16 protein-coding genes are annotated in these 19,357 nt (G+C 62.2%); 9 read left to right on the forward strand and 7 right to left on the reverse strand.

Annotated elements, in window-relative coordinates; genetic code table 11:
- Positions 1-27 precede the first annotated feature (27 nt).
- A complete protein-coding gene (gene hrpB, locus KVQ74_RS06345) occupies positions 28-2,547 on the reverse strand; it encodes an ATP-dependent helicase HrpB (protein WP_217830142.1) in 2,520 nt (839 codons plus the stop codon).
- 109 nt (positions 2,548-2,656) lie between these two features.
- Between hrpB and KVQ74_RS06350 the strand changes: the two genes are divergently transcribed.
- Positions 2,657-3,076 (forward strand): polyribonucleotide nucleotidyltransferase, encoded by a 420-nt coding sequence (locus KVQ74_RS06350; RefSeq protein WP_217830143.1) that lies wholly within the window; start codon positions 2,657-2,659, stop codon positions 3,074-3,076.
- Positions 3,077-3,091: 15 nt separating this feature from the next.
- Positions 3,092-4,000, forward strand: coding sequence for a cation diffusion facilitator family transporter (locus tag KVQ74_RS06355; protein ID WP_217830144.1), 909 nt, complete (start codon positions 3,092-3,094; stop codon positions 3,998-4,000).
- On the opposite strand, the gene KVQ74_RS06360 is transcribed toward KVQ74_RS06355, so the two are convergent.
- Positions 3,994-5,085 (reverse strand): DUF6515 family protein, encoded by a 1,092-nt coding sequence (locus tag KVQ74_RS06360; RefSeq protein ID WP_217830145.1) that lies wholly within the window; start codon positions 5,083-5,085, stop codon positions 3,994-3,996. The two genes, KVQ74_RS06355 and KVQ74_RS06360, sit on opposite strands and share 7 nt — an antisense overlap.
- Positions 5,086-6,313: 1,228 nt before the next feature.
- Here KVQ74_RS06360 and KVQ74_RS06365 point away from each other — a divergent pair.
- Positions 6,314-6,793, forward strand: a complete 480-nt coding sequence (locus KVQ74_RS06365) for an Lrp/AsnC family transcriptional regulator (protein ID WP_008081091.1) — start codon at positions 6,314-6,316, stop codon at positions 6,791-6,793.
- A gap of 129 nt (positions 6,794-6,922) precedes the next feature.
- Positions 6,923-7,132 (forward strand): DUF2788 domain-containing protein, encoded by a 210-nt coding sequence (locus KVQ74_RS06370; RefSeq protein ID WP_003228500.1) that lies wholly within the window; start codon positions 6,923-6,925, stop codon positions 7,130-7,132.
- On the opposite strand, the gene KVQ74_RS06375 is transcribed toward KVQ74_RS06370, so the two are convergent.
- The 4 genes from KVQ74_RS06375 to KVQ74_RS06390 form a co-directional block, all read right to left on the reverse strand.
- Positions 7,127-7,693: a pseudouridine synthase gene (locus tag KVQ74_RS06375; protein ID WP_217830308.1), complete on the reverse strand. Its 567-nt coding sequence runs from the start codon at positions 7,691-7,693 to the stop codon at positions 7,127-7,129. The genes KVQ74_RS06370 and KVQ74_RS06375 overlap by 6 nt on opposite strands.
- A gap of 141 nt (positions 7,694-7,834) precedes the next feature.
- Positions 7,835-9,334 (reverse strand): AMP nucleosidase, encoded by a 1,500-nt coding sequence (gene amn, locus KVQ74_RS06380; RefSeq protein WP_217830146.1) that lies wholly within the window; start codon positions 9,332-9,334, stop codon positions 7,835-7,837.
- Positions 9,335-9,447: 113 nt separating this feature from the next.
- Positions 9,448-11,097 (reverse strand): acyl-CoA dehydrogenase family protein, encoded by a 1,650-nt coding sequence (locus KVQ74_RS06385; RefSeq protein ID WP_217830147.1) that lies wholly within the window; start codon positions 11,095-11,097, stop codon positions 9,448-9,450.
- A 108-nt stretch (positions 11,098-11,205) separates the two neighbouring features.
- Positions 11,206-13,554, reverse strand: coding sequence for a hybrid sensor histidine kinase/response regulator (locus tag KVQ74_RS06390; RefSeq protein WP_217830148.1), 2,349 nt, complete (start codon positions 13,552-13,554; stop codon positions 11,206-11,208).
- A 305-nt stretch (positions 13,555-13,859) separates the two neighbouring features.
- On the opposite strand from KVQ74_RS06390, the gene KVQ74_RS06395 reads away from it, so the two are divergent.
- The 4 genes from KVQ74_RS06395 to KVQ74_RS06410 all read left to right on the forward strand — a co-directional run bounded on the left by KVQ74_RS06395 (position 13,860) and on the right by KVQ74_RS06410 (position 17,380).
- Positions 13,860-14,657 carry a hydroxymethylpyrimidine/phosphomethylpyrimidine kinase gene (locus tag KVQ74_RS06395; RefSeq protein WP_217830149.1) on the forward strand — a complete coding sequence of 266 codons (798 nt, stop codon included), beginning with the start codon at positions 13,860-13,862 and terminating at the stop codon, positions 14,655-14,657.
- An 18-nt stretch (positions 14,658-14,675) separates the two neighbouring features.
- Positions 14,676-15,299 (forward strand): thiamine phosphate synthase, encoded by a 624-nt coding sequence (gene thiE, locus KVQ74_RS06400; RefSeq protein WP_217830150.1) that lies wholly within the window; start codon positions 14,676-14,678, stop codon positions 15,297-15,299.
- A gap of 17 nt (positions 15,300-15,316) precedes the next feature.
- Positions 15,317-16,600 carry a glutamate-1-semialdehyde 2,1-aminomutase gene (gene hemL / locus KVQ74_RS06405; protein ID WP_217830151.1) on the forward strand — a complete coding sequence of 428 codons (1,284 nt, stop codon included), beginning with the start codon at positions 15,317-15,319 and terminating at the stop codon, positions 16,598-16,600.
- A gap of 225 nt (positions 16,601-16,825) precedes the next feature.
- Positions 16,826-17,380, forward strand: a complete 555-nt coding sequence (locus tag KVQ74_RS06410; protein WP_217830152.1) for a tetratricopeptide repeat protein — start codon at positions 16,826-16,828, stop codon at positions 17,378-17,380.
- A gap of 122 nt (positions 17,381-17,502) precedes the next feature.
- On the opposite strand, the gene KVQ74_RS06415 is transcribed toward KVQ74_RS06410, so the two are convergent.
- Positions 17,503-17,832, reverse strand: a complete 330-nt coding sequence (locus tag KVQ74_RS06415) for a DUF1820 family protein (RefSeq protein WP_047736335.1) — start codon at positions 17,830-17,832, stop codon at positions 17,503-17,505.
- A gap of 133 nt (positions 17,833-17,965) precedes the next feature.
- Here KVQ74_RS06415 and miaB point away from each other — a divergent pair, with 133 nt between their 5' ends.
- Positions 17,966-19,294: a tRNA (N6-isopentenyl adenosine(37)-C2)-methylthiotransferase MiaB gene (gene miaB, locus KVQ74_RS06420; RefSeq protein ID WP_217830153.1), complete on the forward strand. Its 1,329-nt coding sequence runs from the start codon at positions 17,966-17,968 to the stop codon at positions 19,292-19,294.
- The last annotated feature ends 63 nt before the right edge of the window (positions 19,295-19,357 follow it).

A 19,357-nucleotide genomic window follows, 5' to 3' on the forward strand; every position in this document is an offset into this window, starting at 1 on the left:
CAAGCCTACATGTTACGCAATTTCAAATTACTCCTTATCTGTCAACCTATTTTTGTTAAGCGATTCAACCCAAGGGTCTAACTTATGGAATAGCTTCGGATAGCGCCCCTTCAGATCCTTCTTCACCTCGGCATAGGTGCTGCGCCAGAAGTTCGCCAGATCCTGGGTCACCTGCACCGGACGGCGGGCCGGGGACAGCAAGTGCAATTTGACCACCTGCCGGCCGCCAGCAATCCGTGGCGTCTCGGCCAGGCCGAACAGCTCCTGCAAACGCACCGCGAGAATCGGCGGCTGTTCGCTGTAGTCCAGACGAATCGACGAGCCCGACGGTACGCTCAGGTGATGCGGGGCCAGTTCATCGAGCTGCTGCGACAGTGGCCACGGCAACAGATTACGGACGATGCTCGACAGGTCGAGGTTGGCGAAATGGCTCAGGCGCGAGACTTTGCCCAGGTACGGCATCAGCCAGTGTTCAAGGGTCTTGAGTAACGTCGCGTCGCTGACATCCGGCCATTGGCTTTCGCCCTTGGCGTCCAGATCCAGTTGCCGCAACAACGCCACGCGGGCCTGCCACTGGCGCAGTTCCGGCGTCCACGGCAGCAGTTCCAGACCTTTGCGTCGCACCAGATTGACCAGCGCCTGACTGCGGGCGTTTTCATCCAGGCCGGTCAGCGGTTCGCGGCTGAGGATCAGTTCGCCGACCTTGCGCTGACGCTCGGCACGCAGCACGCCTTCGCGCTCGTCCCAGTCCAGTTGATCGACGCTGTGCACCTGTTCGGCCAGCACTGAGTCGAACAGCGCCGGATCGAAATCCGCCGCCAGATAAATCCGTTCCTCGCGCTGGCCCTGTCGGCTGCCGAGGTCGGCGATGACGATCCAGGCCTCCTTCATCAGGCTGTCGGCCTCGGCGAACAACGCCGCACGACCATTGGCCAGACGATATTCGGCACCGCCGGCACGGCGCTGTTGGGCGACGCGATCCGGGTAGGCCAGCGCCAGCAGCGCGCCGAGCCAGCGTGGATGATCGGGATCGGCCACGGGTTCAGTCGCTTTGCCGCGCAGATAGCCGCGATATTGCTTCGCCAACTGTCGGGCGCGCTGCACGCCACCCTGGGCACCGCGCGCTGCTCGTTCTTCGCCGGACAACAGCACCAGGCGACTGTGCAGATCCGCGCCGGCACCGCGCAGAATATCGCGCTCACCCAGCAACGCGGCGACGTCGCACGCCATGCTCGCCAGTCCCAGCGCCTGACCGCGCAGCAACAGATGCGCAATGCGTGGATGCGCCGGCAACCCGGCCATGGCCTGGCCGTGCGCATTCAGGCTCTGCCCGTCCAGCGCGCCAAGACGCGCCAACAAATCCTGCGCCTGTGCATACGCGGCGGCTGGCGGCACATCGAGCCAGACCAACTCGTCCGGCGCCACACCCCAGCGCCCGAGTTGCAACGCGAGCCCGGCGAGATCCGCCGAGAGAATTTCCGCGCTGCCATAGGCCGCCAGTTGTTCGTGCTGATCCTGTGACCACAGGCGATAACACACCCCCGGCTCCAGACGCCCGGCCCGGCCCGCGCGTTGAGTCGCGCTGGCCTTGGAAATGCGTTGGGTATCGAGGCGGGTCATGCCGCTGCCCGGATCGAAACGCGGCACCCGCGCCAGCCCGGCATCGATCACCACGCGCACGCCGTTGATGGTCAGGCTGGTCTCGGCGATGTTGGTCGCCAGCACCACCTTGCGCTGGCCGGCCGGCGCCGGATCGATGGCGGCGCGCTGGGCATTCAGGTCCAACTCGCCGTGCAACGGGCACAACAGGACATCGTGACGCTCACCGATGGCATCGCTCAATTGTTGATGGACCCGACGGATTTCCGCCTGCCCCGGCAGGAACACCAGCAGGCTGCCGGTTTCATCGTGCAGGGCTTCGAGCACGGTCTGGGTCACACGCTGATCGATGTATTCGCCGGGCTGGAACGGCCGCCCCCAGCGCATCGTCACCGGGAACATCCGTCCTTCGCTGCGCAGGATCGGCGCATCGTCGAGCAGCCCGGCCAGACGCTCGCCTTCAAGGGTCGCGGACATCAGCAGAATCTTCAGCGGCTGTTCAGCCCGGAACAGCTCGCGACCGTTCAGACTGAGGGCCAGCGCCAGATCGGCGTCGAGGCTGCGTTCGTGGAATTCGTCGAAGATCAGCAAGCCCACGCCTTCCAGCGCCGGATCGTCCTGCAAGCGACGGGTGAGGATGCCTTCGGTGACGACTTCGATGCGGGTATCGGGGCCGACCTTGCTGTCGAGGCGGATGCGGTAGCCGACGGTTTCGCCGACCTTCTCGCCCAGCTCGCTGGCCAGTCGCTCGGCCGCTGCGCGTGCAGCGAGCCGGCGCGGTTCGAGCATGAGGATGGTCTGCCCGGCCAGCCACGCCTCATCGAGCAGGGCCAAGGGCACGCGGGTGGTTTTACCGGCGCCGGGCGGTGCTTCGAGCACGGCTTCGTGGCGTGTCGCCAACGCGTCACGCAGGGCGGGTAAAACTTCATCGATCGGCAGAGAAATCATGCTGGCTCCAAAACTGAGGGCCGAGTATAACGGCGAACTGCACGGCGTTCGTCAGGGTCTTAACTTCACCGACGTTGCTTCGTTATCAGATGATTCAGGAGACTTTCCCATGCGCCTACCTTCTCGCCTGATCGGCGGTGTAGTGGCTGCCACCCTGCTCACTCAATTGACCGCCTGCGGTTCGATTTTCTATCCCGATCGCCGTGGCCAGATCGACGGCAAGATTGACCCGGCGATTGCCGTGCTCGATGCCGTGGGCCTGCTGTTCTACATCATTCCAGGGGTGATCGCGTTTGCCGTGGACTTCGCCACCGGCGCGATCTATTTCGAACCGGGCCACACCGCGCAAATCGATCCGGCCAAGCTCAAGCAGGCGGTCGGTCCGGATGGCCGGGTCGATAACCTCAAGCTTCAGGCTATTCTCGAAAGCGAACTGGGCCGCAACCTGCCGCTGGACGACCCGCGCCTGATCCAGCACAAGGGCAGCACCCAACAATTGGCGATGTTCGGCCTGCAACCCGCCGCCTGAGGAATCCGCAAACCCATGACCTCCAGCCCCGAACACGCCCGCCTGCTGCGGCTGGCGACCCGCGCCTCGGTGGCGGTGGCCTGTACGCTGATCATCGCCAAAGCCATCGCCTGGTGGCTGAGCGGTTCGGTGAGCATGCTCGCCGGCCTCACCGACTCGGCTCTCGATGGCGTCACCTCGTTGCTCAATCTGCTGGCGGTGCATTACGCGCTGCGTCCGGCGGATGACGATCACCGCTACGGCCACGGCAAGGCGGAATCCCTGGCCGGGATGGCGCAGGCGCTGTTCATCGGCGGCAGTGCGGTGCTGATTGCGTTTCAGGCGTTCGAGCGCTTGAAGACACCGGAGCCGCTCGGCGCGCCGTGGCTGAGCATTGGCGTGATCGTGTTTTCGCTGGTGCTGACGGCGGCGCTGCTGACCCTGCAACATCGGGTGATCAAGCAAACCGGCTCCAACGCCGTGCGCGCGGACTCGCTGCATTACCGCTCGGACCTGCTGCTCAACGGCAGCATCCTGATCGCGTTGATTCTGGCCGGGCTCGGCTTTCAGCAACTGGATGCATGGTTCGGCCTGGGGATCGCGGTCTACATTCTGTGGAGCGCGATCCAGATCGCCCGCGAGAGTTTTTCGGTGCTGATGGATGAAGAGCTGCCGCCGGACGTCAGCCAGCACATGCTCGAACTGGCGTGCGGCGTGCCGGGCGTGTTGGGAGCGCATGACTTGCGCACGCGGATTTCCGGCAATCACTGGTTCGTGCAACTGCACCTGGAATTGCCGGGGGAGCTGACTTTGTCAGTCGCCCACGGCATCAGCGATCAGGCGGCGGCGGCGATCCATGCCGCCTACCCACGGGCCGAAGTGCTGGTACACGCCGACCCGCAGGAAGTGGTGCTGGCCGCGCGGGCCGGGCACCCCGTTCAGTAGCTGACCTGATAACCGCGACTGCTCAGGCAATTGCCCTGGGCCTGGCGGTAGGCCTGCACCACTTCCGGCGCAGGCTGGTAGGTCGCGGTGCGCGGATCGAAACCGCTTTGCTGCACCGCGTACTGATAGCACTCGTAGCCGTCACGCTGAACCTGCTCCGGCGACTGGCCGTTGGCCGGGTACGCCACAACGTCATAGCCGTTGCTCGCCGGTTGCGCGGGCTGCACCGGCGGCTCGACCACTTCGTAATCCTGGGTCGCCTCCTGATAGGCGTAGTACGAGCCGGCGGCGAGGAACAGCAGCGCGCCGCCGATCCACACTTCACGGGCGTAATCGGGCAGGTACTGGATGCGGATCCCCCGTGGCGGCTGCACCACGATGTAGCGCGGGCCTTGCGGGCGATACCAGTAACCGCCGGAATAGAAGTAGTCCTGGCCGCGATACGGCACGCGGAAATCCCGATCCGGGAAGCGATCGATCACATGCCCCGGCCGATATTGCGGGCCTGGCCCCCAACCGTTGCCATGCCCGTCCGGACGTCCTGGCCAGCGATGGTCGTCGGGACGGTTGCCGGTCTGCCATTGCGGATGGTAGCCGCCGTTCTGCGGGCGCTCGTCACGGTAGTAGCCCTGGCGCGGTTCCTGGGTCTGGCGCACGGCGTCGGGGCGAGACTGGATCGGCAGGCTGTTGGCCGGCAGTTGTGGTGGCGGTGGTGGCTGGCGCACCGGATTGGGGTTGTAGGCCGGACGCTCGCGATTTTGGTTCTGATCGTGGTTCTGCCACTGATTCTGATCATGGTTCTGCCACTGGCCATTGTTGTGCTGCTGGCCGTTGTGTTCGAACTGGCGACTGTTGTCGCCACGGATGATCTCGTTGTTCTGCGGGCGTGGCTGATTCTGCTGCGGCTGGTTATTTTGCGGGCGCGGCTGATTGTTGTAGCCGTGGCCCTGATTATTGCCCTGGTGCTCAGGCCCGCGTCCGCCGCCGTTCGGGCCATGATTCTCGGACTCATCGGCGAGCGTTTGCGCAGTGACACTCACACACAACAAACCAACACCGGCCAGACGCCAGATGCGCGACTTCATGCTTTTCCTCACTGCGGGTTAGGGCTTGTAGCTAAGACCGGGAATCTACACACCGGGTTCTGCTACAGGTTATCAGTCGCGGGATTTATTTATTGAGCGCTATGACCGAATCGCAGGCAGGAAAAAACAAATCCGTCCCTCCTTTACAATGTGCGCTATCGGATTTTTTTGAACGCGGTGTTTCGATGTGCCGAGTAGCTGGGTGAGTGGATAGGGCAAGTGTTCTATTTAACGAGCCTGAGGCAAGTGAGACCTGTTTTATAGCGCAGCTGTTGAATGGGTTCGACGCTCTCCTGAGTCCCGACTTTTTTGACTACGTTAATTCCGCAGTGATGTTGGTCGTAGTTGAAGATGGGCAGGATGCCTGGCTTGGACTCACTCCAGAAGCCTGACTTCACCGTGTATACGGCCCCCGCCTGAGGTGTGAAGGAAAAAGGTATCCGGCATATAGTCCCTGCGACGACATCCTCGTACGTCAATACCAGCTCTTTGCCCACTGCAACCCGCGATTCTATGAAGTCATCGCTCAAATAGTTCAATGACGTAGCCTCTCCGTAGCAACCCTTTTCAGTAAACGTTATGGCGTCCAGGCTGGTACCGCGTGTGTATTTAAGGCGAACCGTCGCCGAGGGTTCATCCGGTTGAGGAAAGACGTACGGTTTGCCCAAAAATGAACTGCAACCAGTGAGTATCATTGTTCCAGCCAGTAGCGCGTACAAACCTGACTTGTTGTTCCCGTACATCAACCGACTCCTTGATATTTGCCACAGCACTGAGAAAGCCTCATAAACCGAGCATGATTGAGTGATGGCTTTATGATACTGAATACTCTGAAGGTTCAGTCAACAAGGCAAAAACAGGCAGCGTTTGAACAGAACAGAAAAACCGCATAAGCGCGGTTTTTTGGCAAGAAAAAGGGGAGACCCGTCGGCCTCCCCTCTAGTGAACTTCGTCCTGGCTCGACGCTTTTGACGTCGGCTCACCTCACGCCGTCTTCTGGACAGTGTGCAGCTCGGGGACCGGCACGACCCCGGTGGGGGTGGCGGTCGCGGCAGGCCGGATGGGGCGGGCCGCTGTGGACTGTGTTACCGAGCAGTGATTCTGGTGATAAGAATAGGCTCGAGACCGCGACAGATGATTGCGAAGATTGCTCAAATAAACATCACTTGCGCAATTTTTAACCCTGGATAGATAATCCTCCGCAATAGTTAGAACAAAGGACCGTTTGATGAGCAAACTCGACCGTTACGACCTGAGCATTTTGGCGGAATTGCAGCGCGACGCCCGCATCTCCAACCAGGAGCTGGCCGAGCGCATCGGTCTGTCACCCTCCCCGTGCTCGCGTCGGGTCAAACAACTGGAGGACGACGGCTACATCTCCCGCCAGGTCGCCCTGCTCGATCGCAAGATGCTCGGCCTGAGCCTGACCGCCTACGTGCTGATCGGCATGGACCGGCACACGCCGGAGCGTTTCGAGAACTTCGAGGCGGCGATCCGCACCTTGCCGCAGGTGCTGGAATGCAGCCTGGTGACCGGGGTGGACGCCGACTATCAGTTGAAAGTGGTGGTGCCGGACATGGATCACTATCAGAAACTGCTGCTGGGGCATCTGACGCGGATTGAAGGGGTGACGAGTGTACGGTCGAGTTTTGTGCTGAATCAGGTGCTGAACAGTACTGAGTTGCCGCTCACTCATTTGCGCAACTGATCCCCCAATCGGAGCGCCGCCCAACCGACCAATGACCGCGACACGCCGACGCAGGTCAATGCGCCGGCGATCCACGCTGGCGTATACTCCCCGCCGCCCTTTCAGCCGCGCCCGCGCCGGAGATGCCCGATGGATCCAGCAGTATTTGAAGAGTGGATGATGACTGGCCTGGTCAGCATCCTGATCATTTTCATGGGTTTCATCGTCTGGGATCTGGCGAAGAAGTCCAAGGCCGGGCGCTTCGGCTCGTTCATTCTGTTCTTCGTGCTGGGCCTGGGCGTGGCCGCGTTCATCATCAAGAGCGTGGTGATCGGCCTGATCGAATCCGGCGCCTTATAAGCGCGCCGGCACCTCTTTCCACTGGCCCTGATCGAGCCCTTCGATCGTCCAGTCGCCGATCCTGACCCGCACCAGTCGCAGCGTCGGCAGCCCGACCGCTGCGGTCATCCGCCGAACCTGCCGGTTGCGCCCTTCGCGAATCACCAGTTCCAGCCAGCTAGTCGGTACGGTCACGCGAAAGCGCACCGGCGGATTGCGCGGCCACAGCTGCGGCTCATCCAGTTGCCGCGCCTCGGCGGGCAAGGTCATGCCGTCATTCAGTTCGACGCCGTCACGCAGACGCTGCAACTGCTCGGCCGTCGGCACGCCTTCAACCTGCACCCAATAGGTTTTCGCCAGTTTGTGTTTCGGATCGGCAATCCGCGCCTGCAACTGACCGTCGTTGGTCAGCAGCAGCAAGCCTTCGCTGTCGCGATCCAGACGTCCGGCCGGATAGATGCCGGGCACATCGATGAAGTCCTTGAGCGTCGCCCGCCCTTCGCCGTCGCTGAACTGCGTCAGCACGTCGAACGGTTTGTTGAACAGGATCAGCTTCGGCTCGGCCGGCGGTGCCTTGGCCACGCGGCGGGGAGCATTGGGGGATGGCTTGGCACCGGGGCGGCGGGAAGGAGGACGCGGGGGACGGGACATGGGCAAAACAACATCTGACGGTCAGGGCTGCTAATGCTAGTAGCCTGACCGCCAAATGACCACGACTAACCGTTAACGGAACGGCGGCTCGTCGAAGCTGCGCAGTTTGCGCGAGTGCAGCGAGTTGAGTTCGGTGCGCAGCAGATCCACCGCTTCGATACCGATCTTCAAATGCTGGCTGACCGCGCGCTCGTAGAACGCGTTGGCCGAGCCCGGCAGTTTGATTTCGCTGTGCAGCGGCTTGTCGGAAACGCAAAGCAACGTGCCGTACGGCACTCGCAGGCGATAACCCTGGGCGGCGATGGTGCCACTTTCCATGTCCACCGCCACGGCGCGGGACAGGTTGATCAGCGGACGCTCCTGAGCCCAGCGCAACTCCCAGTTACGGTCGTCGTAGGTCAGCACGGTGCCGGTACGCAGGCGTTTTTTCAGGTCGTCGCCCTTCTCGCCGGTGATGTTCGCCGCAGCCTGCTGAAGTGCGAGCTGCACTTCGGCCAGCGCCGGGATCGGGATGTTCGGCGGCACCACCCGGTCGAGAATCCCGTCACGGCGCATGTAAGCGTGGGCCAGCACGTAGTCGCCGATGGTCTGCGACTGACGCAGGCCACCACAGTGACCGATCATCAGCCAGCAATGCGGACGCAGCACCGCCAGGTGGTCAGTGATGTTCTTGGCGTTGGAAGGGCCGACGCCAATGTTGATCAACGTCACACCATGGCCATCGCTGGCGATCAGGTGATACGCCGGCATCTGGTAGCGGTGCCAGACCACCCCGGCGGCAATCGCCGAAGCTTCGCCGTGGTCCATGGTCTTTTCGATGATCACGTTGCCCGGCAGCACCATGCGCACGAAACGCGGGTCTTTGCGCAGTTGTTCCAGGCCATGGACGATGAACTGGTCGACGTAGCGATGATAGTTGGTCAGCAGGATCCACGGCTGCACATGCCGCCAGTCGCTGCCGGTGTAATGCACCAGTCGGCGCAGGGAGAAATCCACCCGCGCCGCGTCGAACAGCGCCAGCGGCAATGGGTCGGTGTTTTCCCAGTCGTAGAGGCCGTCGGCGATGCCATCGGTGGCGGCGGACAGGTCGGTACTCGGGAACACCCGCGCCAGCACGGCAGCGGTGACGCCGGAACCGGCCAGTTCATCGCCCTGCTCGACCACGTATGGATACGGAATGTTCTGCTCGCTGACGCCGACTTCCACGGTCACGGTGAAGTCGTGCATCAGCGGCGTCAGTTGTTCCAGCAGGTATTTGCCGAAGGCCTTCGGGTGGGTGACGGTCACGCTGTAGGTGCCCGGCAACTGCACCTTGGCGTAGGCGCGGGTGGTCTGCGGGACTTCGCCCTGGCAATGGTAGGTCAGACGCAATTCGGGATAACGGAACAGAGCGCGCTGCTCGGCGTCGGGTTCGACACGATCCTTGAGGTAACGCTTGAGCGCCGAACTCAGCGCCGTGGTGGCCCGCTCATGCAGCTCGGCCAGACGATCCACGGCTTGTTCAGCGGTTTGAACGACAATAAACGCTTCGGTCACGATCAGCTTCCTGTGTTCTGACTTGCAGAGCTTCATCTTGCCTGCATCGTGGCGCGACGGGAACAGTGGCATGTTGGCTTTGCGCTATTGATGCGGACATCAAAAGCAATGTGGGAGCGGGCTTGCTCCCACAAGAAAAGTCCGCTGCTTCAGAAACCCTGCGGTGTCGAGCGGGCGACGATGGCTTCGACGTCCAGCCCACGGGGCAGCGCACCGTAGACTCGTCCACCGCCATTCAGACGACTGGCGATGAACGCATCGCTCACCGCCGAGTTGCCGACCTCCAGCAACAATTTGGCCTGAAGCCCCAGGGCGATGTCCTCGGTCAGTTGCCGCGCGCGGTATTGAATGTCGCCGGTGTCCTTGAACTGTGCCTGCAATTGCTGAATGTGCGCGGCCAGGCGTTTGTCGCCATGGCCGTCGCCGAGTTCGCTGAACAGCACATCGAGCACGCCCGGCTCTTTCGACAAGGCGCGCAACACGTCGAGGCATTGCACGTTGCCGGAGCCCTCCCACGTCGAGTTCACCGGCGCCTCGCGGTACAGGCGCGGCAGGATGCTGTCCTCGACATACCCCGCGCCGCCCATGCATTCGGCGGCTTCGTTGATCATTCCCGGCGCGCGTTTGCAGATCCAGTATTTGCCCACCGCCGTCACCAGTCGGGCGAATTGTGCTTCGTGGCGATCGTCCAGATGATCCAGCGCCTTGCCCATGCGCAGGCTCAGGGCCAGCGCAGCTTCGCTTTCCAGCGCCAGGTCGGCCAGCACGTTCTGCATCAGCGGCTGTTCGCTGAGCAGTTTGCCGCCGACCTTGCGGTGCGCGCAGTGATGGCTGGCCTGGGTCAGCGCCTGGCGCATCAGCGCGCTGGAGCCGACCATGCAATCGAAACGGGTCATCGCCACCATCTCGATGATGGTCGGCACGCCGCGTCCTTCTTCGCCGACCATCCACGCCAGCGCGCCACGGAACTCCACTTCACTGGAGGCGTTGGAAACGTTACCGAGCTTGTTTTTCAGGCGCTGGATGTAGAACTGATTGCGCGTGTCGTCCGGACGATGCCGCGGCAGCAGGAAGCAGCTCAAGCCTTTATCGGTCTGCGCCAGGGTCAGGAACGCATCGCACATCGGCGCCGAACAGAACCACTTGTGCCCCACCAGCTCATACGCCTGGCCCGGGCCGCTGGCGCCCACCGGATAAGCCTTGGTGGTGTTGGCGCGCACGTCGGTGCCGCCCTGTTTCTCGGTCATCGCCATGCCGATGGTGACCCCGGCCTTGTGCGCCATGCCGACGTTACGCGGGTCGTATTCGGTGGCAAGGATCTTCGGCAGCCACTGCTCGGCCAGATTCGGCTGCAGGCGCATCGCCGGGACGCTGGCGAAGGTCATGGTCAACGGGCAGCCGCTGCCGGCCTCGGCCTGGCTGTGCAGGTACGTCATCGACGCGCGAGCGACATGCGCGCCGTCCTGGGGATGAGCCCAGGGCAACGACGTCAGGCCGTGTTCGATGGCGGTGCGCATCAACTGGTGATAGGCCGGGTGAAACTCCACCAGATCGATGCGATGACCGTAGCGGTCATGGCTGGCGAACACCGGTTTGTTCTGGTTGGCGAGGAATCCTGCTTCCATCAACGGCCCACCGGCCAGGGCGCCGTAGGTGTCGATCCGCGATTCGGCCCGACCGGCGCCGAACCGGCGCGACCACTCCTGCAACGGCAGGTCGATGCGGTACAGGTTGGTGCCGTCCAGGGAAGGCGGCTGGTTGGTGACTTCGTGGGTTTCGGCGAACTGATGCAGGTTCATGACGGGGCTCCTTTGCTCGACCATGGGGTCAGTTAAGCACCGCCCCCCGGCCGATCAAAGTGTCATTTGCGCCTAATTGGCGGCGCTTTCACCCCATCATTCATTTCATCAGTAGCAGAGCACCCGACGCTCCAGCGCCACTTGCAGGTCTTCGAATTTCACCGGTTTGTTCAGGTAATCGATGAGCGCGCCACTGGTGCAGAACTCGCGATCGACGCCCGGCGCAATGACGAACACCGGCAGATGCGCACACCCCGGCAGGTCACGGATCTGGCCGCACAACGAGGTGCCATCGAGGGTCGGCAACTGGCAATCGACCAGCACCGCGTCGAACATCTCGCGCTGCAAACATTCGAGCGCCGCTGCGCCAGTGTCAGCGGTGCGCACGCGGAAACCGAGCTTGAGCAACATGCCGCGAATCACCAGTTGGTTGACGCTGTTGTCGTCCACCAGCAACACGGTGCAGTCCTGGGGCGAACGCCCGGTATCGCGGATGATCGCCGGCGCCGGCTCGACCGCCGGCAGTTCGAACTCGACATCCAGCTGGAAACGACTGCCGCGCCCCGGTTCGGAACGATGAGTGAGCTTGCCGCCGAGCAATTCCACCAGTTGCCGACAGATCGCCAGGCCAACACCGAGGCCACCGTATTCGCGGGTCATCGAACCGTCGAGCTGGAAGAAGCGCTGATACATCGTCGCCTCCCCCAGATCGGTGAAACCGATGCCGGTGTCGATCACCGCAAAGGACAGCGCCAGGCGATTGTCCGGCGAAGGTTTGCCGGTGACCCGCAGGGCCAGACCGCCAACGCGGGTGAACTTGATCGCGTTGTCCAGCAGGCACTCCAGGCATTGCGCCAGTTTCGCGCTGTCGCCATGCAGGCGATCCGGCAGGGTCGGCAGCACGTCGACCTTGAAGTCCAGCGACTTGCTCGTCGCATTGTTCTCGAATTGACCACGCAACGTCTCGATCACCCCGCGCAGGCTGAAACTGCCGGGCGTGGCCTTGAGCTTGCCGGCCTGCAATTCGGTCAGGGTGAGGATGCCGTTGACCATGCGCATCATGTCCCGCGCGGAACCGGCGGCGGTCTGCTGGTATTGCTCAAGCTCCGGGTCCAGTTCCACGGTCTGCATCAGCTCCAGCGAGCCGATCACGCCGTTCATCGGCGTGCGCAGTTCGTGGGTCAGGGTCGCGAGGAATTCGTCCTTGAGCTTGTTGCTGCGGGCCAGTTGCTGGTTGAGCACTTCGAGTTTCTGCCCGGCATCGAACAGGGTCTGCGCCTGTTGCTCACGCATCGCGTTGATCCGGTCGGCCAGCGCCAGCGACAACAGCGCCACTTCGATCGCCGAGCCGATCTGGCTGGCGTACATGGTCAGGAACACGTTCGGCAGCAAGCCCAGCACCATCAGGGTGTTGATCACGCCGCCCAGCAGAAACGCCGACCAGGCAATGATGAAATAACGCGCCACCCGCAAGCCGCGCCACCAGGCGAGAAGCCCGGCGGTAAAGATCACCACGGTGAAGGTCAGTGCCAGGGTCGTTGCCAGACGCAGGGCCAGCGCGTAACTGGTCATCAGCGACAACCCGACCACCAATGCGCCAAACGCGATCAGGGCAATCAGCACACGGTCGAGCCAACGGCTGTGCTGCCGGGTTTGCAGGAAACTGCGGGCGAACTGGCTGCCGAACAACCCCGCGCAACCAATGAAAAACGGTGTGGCGGCGTTGGCCCACCACGGGTTGTCCGGCCAGAAATACTCCACCGCCGCGCCGTTCACCGACAATTGATAGAGGCCGAATGAGGCGATATAGAAGATGTAATAGAGGTAGCTGGTGTCGCGCACGCTGAGGTAGATGAACAGGTTGTAGACCACCATCCCCAGCAGCACGCCATAAATAATGCCCAGCACGTACAGGCGTACCGGCTGGTCTTCGAGATAGGCGGTGCTCGACCACAACGTCACCGGAGCCTGGATCGAACCTTCGCTGGCCAGCCGCAGGTAGACGGTTTGCTGCTGTCCTGGCTCGAAGCTGAGGTCAAACAGATAGTTGTTCTGACGGATCTCGCGACTGGCGAACGGCAAGGCGTCGCCGGTCTGCCGCGCGAGGCGGTAATTGCCATTGGCGTCGGCCAGATACAGGTCGAGATGATCGAGGGGCGGATAGGCCAGCTCCAGCAGCCAGGTGCGCTGTGCTGTCGGATTGCTCGGAAGGTAACGCAGGTCGATCTTCAGCCAGAACGCCGAACGCGAATAACCGGCATTGAGCGTGGCTTTGTCGTGGGTCTTGAAATTTCCCGCAGCGGCCTCGGCGCGGACGTCGGCCAGCGTCGCCTCACCGCTCGCATCTTCGAACACTTGCAGGGAGCGGCCCAAAGGAAGGCTCTGGGTGAACTCGTCGAACTCGACGGCGTTTGCCAGGAGGGGCAAACAGAACAGCAACATCAACAAATAGCGCATTGAAGCCCCAGCGTGGCTTGTCCGGTTGTGTCAGGAAGCCCCCCATTTCCCTTTGAGCAGACGTAAAACCGGTATTACCTGTTATTGGTTTGGATCCACTCTAGCATAGCCGTTGATGGCCATTGAGCACCATGGAAATTTTTCCTACAACAGCTCTAGAACGGGCGTTTCAGAGCAAAGCAGCGAGCTAGAGCTGTTGACTTGGTCAGGTTGTGACAACAGCGTCGCCATCCACTGTCCGGGTTATCGGCCGAGCTGATCGCCACAACACCCGAAAAACAGGTTTGGTGGTAAGCTCGCGCACCATGAATATCTACAGCTCTCGCCCCGTTGTCCTCTGTCTCTCCGGCCACGACCCCAGTGGTGGCGCCGGCTTGCAGGCAGATATCGAAGCCCTGCTCGCCCAGGGTTGCCATGCGGCTCCGGCCGTCACCGCCCTGACCGTGCAAGACACGGTCAACGTCACCGACTTTCGCGTCCTCGACCGCGAGTGGGTGTTGGCCCAGGCCAATGCCGTGCTCAACGACTCCGAAGTCGCGGCGGTGAAACTGGGCATGCTCGGTTCGCTGGAAATGGTCGACACCGTCGTCGAACTGCTTTCGGCGCACCCGCACCTGCCAGTGGTCTGCGACCCGGTGCTGCGCGCCGGCGGCGGCGGACGCCTGGGCAAGGACGAAGTCGGCTATGCCATGCGCGAACGCCTGCTGCCGCTGTCGATCATCGCCACTCCCAATCTTCCCGAAGCACGGATCCTCGCTGAACTGCCCGAAGGTACGGCGGACGAGTGCGCGGAAAAACTGCTGCCGTTCGTCAAGAATCTGCTGATTACCGGCGGTCACGGCGACGAAACCGAAATCCACAACCGCGTGTACAGCCGCGACGGCCTGCGTGAAACCTTCATCTGCCAGCGTCTGCCGGGCAGCTATCACGGTTCCGGTTGTACGTTGGCCAGCGCCCTGGCCGGCCGTCTGGCCCAGGGCGAACATCTCGCCAGCGCCGTTCGCAGCGCACTGGATTACACCTGGCGTACCCTGCGCGATGCCGAACAACTGGGCAAAGGCCAGTACGTGCCGCGTCGCCTGCCGCTGGATTTCTGCTCGTAACGTCGTGAGGTCTGCCTGATGAAACTCCGTGGCCTGTACGCCATCACTGACAGCACGTTGCTGGAAGGCAAGTTTCTGTCTTACGTGGAGGCGGCGCTGGAAGGCGGCGTCACCCTTCTGCAATACCGCGACAAGAGCAGCGACGAGGCCCGGCGTCTGCGCGAGGCCGAAGCGCTGCGCGATCTGTGCGAACGCTACAAGACGCAACTGATCATCAACGATGACGCCGAACTGGCCGCGCGCCTGAACGTCGGCGTGCATCTGGGCCAGACCGACGGTCCGCTGTCGCCGACCCGCGCCCTGCTGGGCTCGAAAGCGATCATCGGTTCGACCTGCCACGCGCAACTGGCGCTGGCCGAACAGGCCGCCAAAGAAGGCGCGAGTTACGTCGCCTTCGGGCGCTTCTTCAATTCCAGCACCAAACCCGGTGCGCCGAGTTGCAGTCTGGGTCTGCTCGATGACGCCCGCCGCACACTGCAACTGCCGATCTGCGCGATCGGCGGCATCACCCTCGATAACGCTGCGCCGCTGGTGGCCCATGGCGTCGACCTGCTGGCCGTGGTGCATGGCCTGTTCGGGGCAGAAAGCACCACCGAGGTCACCCGCCGCGCCCGCGCATTCAATGAATTGTTCAAATCCTGAAATTTGAGAGCCCGATCATGTCCCGTTCCGAAACCCTGTTTGCCAATGCCCAGAAACACATTCCCGGTGGCGTGAACTCGCCGGTTCGCGCGTTCAAGAGCGTCGGCGGCACCCCGCTGTTCTTCAAACACGCCGAAGGCGCCTACGTCACCGACGAAGATGACAAGCGCTATGTGGACTACGTCGGTTCCTGGGGGCCGATGATCCTCGGCCACAGCCATCCAGACGTGCTGGACGCGGTGCGCCAGCAACTGGAGCACGGTCTGTCCTACGGCGCGCCGACCGCAATGGAAACCGAGATGGCCGATCTGGTCTGCTCGCTGGTGCCGTCGATGGACATGGTGCGCATGGTCAGCTCCGGCACCGAAGCGACCATGAGCGCGATCCGTCTGGCCCGTGGTTTCACCGGCCGTGACAGCATCATCAAGTTCGAAGGCTGCTACCACGGCCACTCCGACAGCCTGCTGGTCAAGGCCGGTTCCGGCGCGCTGACCCAGGGCGTACCGAGCTCGGCGGGCGTGCCGGCGGCATTCGCCAAACACACCCTGACCCTGGCGTTCAACGACATCGACGCCGTGGAAAAAATGCTCGCCGAAGTCGGTCAGGACGTGGCGTGCATCATCGTTGAGCCGGTGGCCGGCAACATGAACTGCGTACCACCGGCGCCAGGCTTCCTCGACGGCCTGCGCAGCCTGTGCGACAAACATGGCGTGGTGCTGATTTTCGACGAAGTGATGACCGGTTTCCGTGTCGCTCTCGGCGGTGCCCAGGCCTACTACGGCGTGACCCCGGACCTGACCACGTTCGGCAAGATCATCGGTGGCGGCATGCCGGTCGGCTGCTTCGGCGGCAAGCGTGAAATCATGCAGAAGATCGCGCCGCTGGGTCCGGTCTACCAGGCTGGCACGCTGTCGGGCAACCCGCTGGCAATGGCCGCCGGCCTGACCACCCTGCGCCTGATCAGCCGCCCGGGCTTCCACGCCGAGCTGACCGACTACACCACGCGCCTGCTCGACGGCCTGCAACAACGCGCCGATGCGGCGGGCATTCCGTTCGTCACCACCCAGGCCGGCGGCATGTTCGGCTTGTACTTCAGCGGTGCTGACGACATCGTCACCTTTGAAGACGTGATGGCCAGCGACGCCGCACTGTTCGGGCGGTTCTTCCACCTGATGCTCGAAGGTGGCGTGTACCTGGCGCCGAGCGCTTTCGAAGCCGGTTTCACCTCCATCGCCCACGGCGAAACCGAGCTGAAACTGACCCTCGACGCCGCCGAACGCGCCTTCGCCGCACTGAAGTAAGCGCCACAGCGCTGACGTTGGCCTGTGCCAACGTCAGCATTTACCTACATCTCCCCGCTTTTTCCGACGTGGCTGCTAAAAATCCCCAGCAAATTGGGTGATATGTTTCCCACGCAGCAGAAAATCGAGTAAAGACTTTGTAAGGTTGGCCCTGCTTATTTCATAATGCGCGCTTATTGGATCCCTCGGCGGGTCCGCGCGCCCTTCAGAGGTAAGTCGATTCCCATGAACCGCACCGGCCGCACCCTTGCACTGGGCTGCCTGTTGCTCCTTCAGCCCCTGCTCGCGCACGCACAAGCAGGCGGCAACTCGTTGTTGATCCCGGCGATGGGTCGTTGCACCCTCAATACTCAGCCGCAAGACGTCACGCAGGCACTCGCCGCCTGTCAGAAAGCGTCGGATGAGGGGGATGCGCAAGCGCAATACGAGTTGGGTGAGTTCTACTACGACGGCAAGAACGCGCCGCGCGACCTCAATCAAGCCTTGAGCTATTTCGAAAAGGCCTCGCTGCAAGGCCACGCCCAGGCGCAATTCAAACTCGGCACCATGTTCTTCCACGGTGAAGGTGTGCAGGCCAACAACATTCAGGCGTACATCGTGCTGAAGATGGCGGCGGTCAACGGCGCCGAAGATGCGCTGGACACCGCCGACGAAGTCTCCGAAAAAATGTCCCGCGAAGACCTCGAGACCGCCACCCAGGTGCTCGGGCAAATTTTCCGTAAATACCTGATGGAACTGCAAAGCGCAGACGGACGCACGCCCTTCTCGCCGCTGCCTTGAATCAGCGCTGGTTTTTCTGGCCCATTCGCAAGCAAGCCCGCTCCCACCTGAAATCTTCTAACCACTGAAGATCCCTTGCAGGAGCGGGCTTGCTCGCGAATGAGGCGACCGGACCCTGAGCCTTACTTCTCAGGCATCGGCATCGGGAACGGCATCACGTTGCCAACCCCGGCCCGGGCCTCGCTGATTTTCGGCGTGCCGAGGCGCTCCACTTCGTCGATGCGCACGATCGAATGCATCGGCACAAAGCTGCGCACCACGCCTTCGAACTGCGCCTTGAGCTTTTCTTCGCTCGGATCGACGACCACTTGCGTGCGCTCGCCAAAGACGAACTCTTCCACTTCCAGGAAACCCCACAGATCACTTTGATAGATCTGCTTGGCGTACATTTCGAACACCTGGCCCTGGTTGAGGAAAATCACCTTGTAGATTGGAGCTTCGCGTTTGGTCATGGCGGGCGGACAGCATCGGGGATAAAAATGAGGGCGCGAACTATAGCATAGCCACCAGACGCGCAGCGGTAGGAACCTGGGGACATGTTCCCTATAATGCGCGGTTCTTTGAATCACGTGACGACCCTATTCCATGGCCAAGAAGCTATACATCGAAACCCACGGTTGCCAGATGAACGAGTACGACAGCTCGCGCATGGTCGATCTGCTGGGCGAACACCAGGCCCTGGAAGTGACCGCCCGTGCCGAAGACGCCGACGTGATTCTGCTCAACACCTGCTCGATCCGCGAACGTGCGCAGGATCGGGTGTATTCCCAGCTCGGCCGCTGGCGCGAACTGAAACTGGCCAACCCGGAAATGGTCATCGCCGTCGGCGGTTGCGTGGCCAGCCAGGAAGGCGCGGCGATCCGCGATCGCGCGCCGTATGTCGACGTGGTCTTCGGCCCGCAGACCCTGCACCGTCTGCCGGAAATGATCGATGCCGCGCGCGTCAGCAAGCTGCCGCAGGTCGACGTCTCGTTCCCGGAAATCGAAAAGTTCGACCATTTGCCCGAGCCACGCATCGATGGCCCGAGCGCCTATGTGTCGGTGATGGAAGGTTGCAGCAAGTACTGCACGTTCTGCGTGGTGCCTTATACCCGTGGCGAAGAAGTCAGCCGTCCGTTCGATGACGTGATTGCCGAAATCATCCACCTCGCCGAAAACGGCGTGCGCGAAGTGACCCTGCTCGGGCAGAACGTCAATGGCTATCGCGGCCTGACCCATGACGGGCGCCTGGCCGATCTGGCCGAGCTGATCCGCGTGGTCGCCGCTGTCGATGGCATCGACCGCATCCGCTACACCACTTCGCACCCGCTGGAGTTCTCCGACAGCCTGATCCAGGCCCACGCCGAAGTGCCGGAGCTGGTCAAACATCTGCATTTGCCGGTGCAATCGGGGTCGGACCGGATTCTGGCGGCGATGAAACGCAACCACACCGCCCTGGAGTACAAATCCAAGCTGCGCAAACTGCGTGCGGCGGTGCCGGGGATCAGCATCAGTTCGGACTTCATCGTCGGTTTCCCCGGCGAAACCGAGAAAGATTTCGAGCAGACCATGAAGCTGATTGCCGACGTCGGCTTCGACTTTTCCTACTCGTTCGTCTACAGCCAGCGTCCGGGCACCCCGGCCGCCGACCTGGCCGACGACACGTCGGAAGAGCTGAAAAAAGAACGTCTGAACGCCCTTCAGCACCGTTTGAATCAGCAAGGTTTCGAGATCAGCCGACAAATGGTCGGTTCGATCCAGCGGATTCTGGTGACCGATTACTCGAAGAAAGACCCTGGCGAGCTGCAAGGGCGCACCGAGAATAATCGTATCGTCAACTTCCGCTGCGACAATCCGACCCTGATCGGTCAGTTCGCCGACGTACACATTGATTCGGCACAACCGCACTCGCTGCGCGGCTCGCTGATCCAGTAACACCGAAGATTCCCGTGGGAGCCCGCTCCCACGGCTGCAGTGCCAGAGGCCGGAATCGGCTGG

It is taken from the genome of Pseudomonas botevensis, assembly GCF_019145475.1.
GTDB lineage: Bacteria > Pseudomonadota > Gammaproteobacteria > Pseudomonadales > Pseudomonadaceae > Aquipseudomonas > Aquipseudomonas botevensis.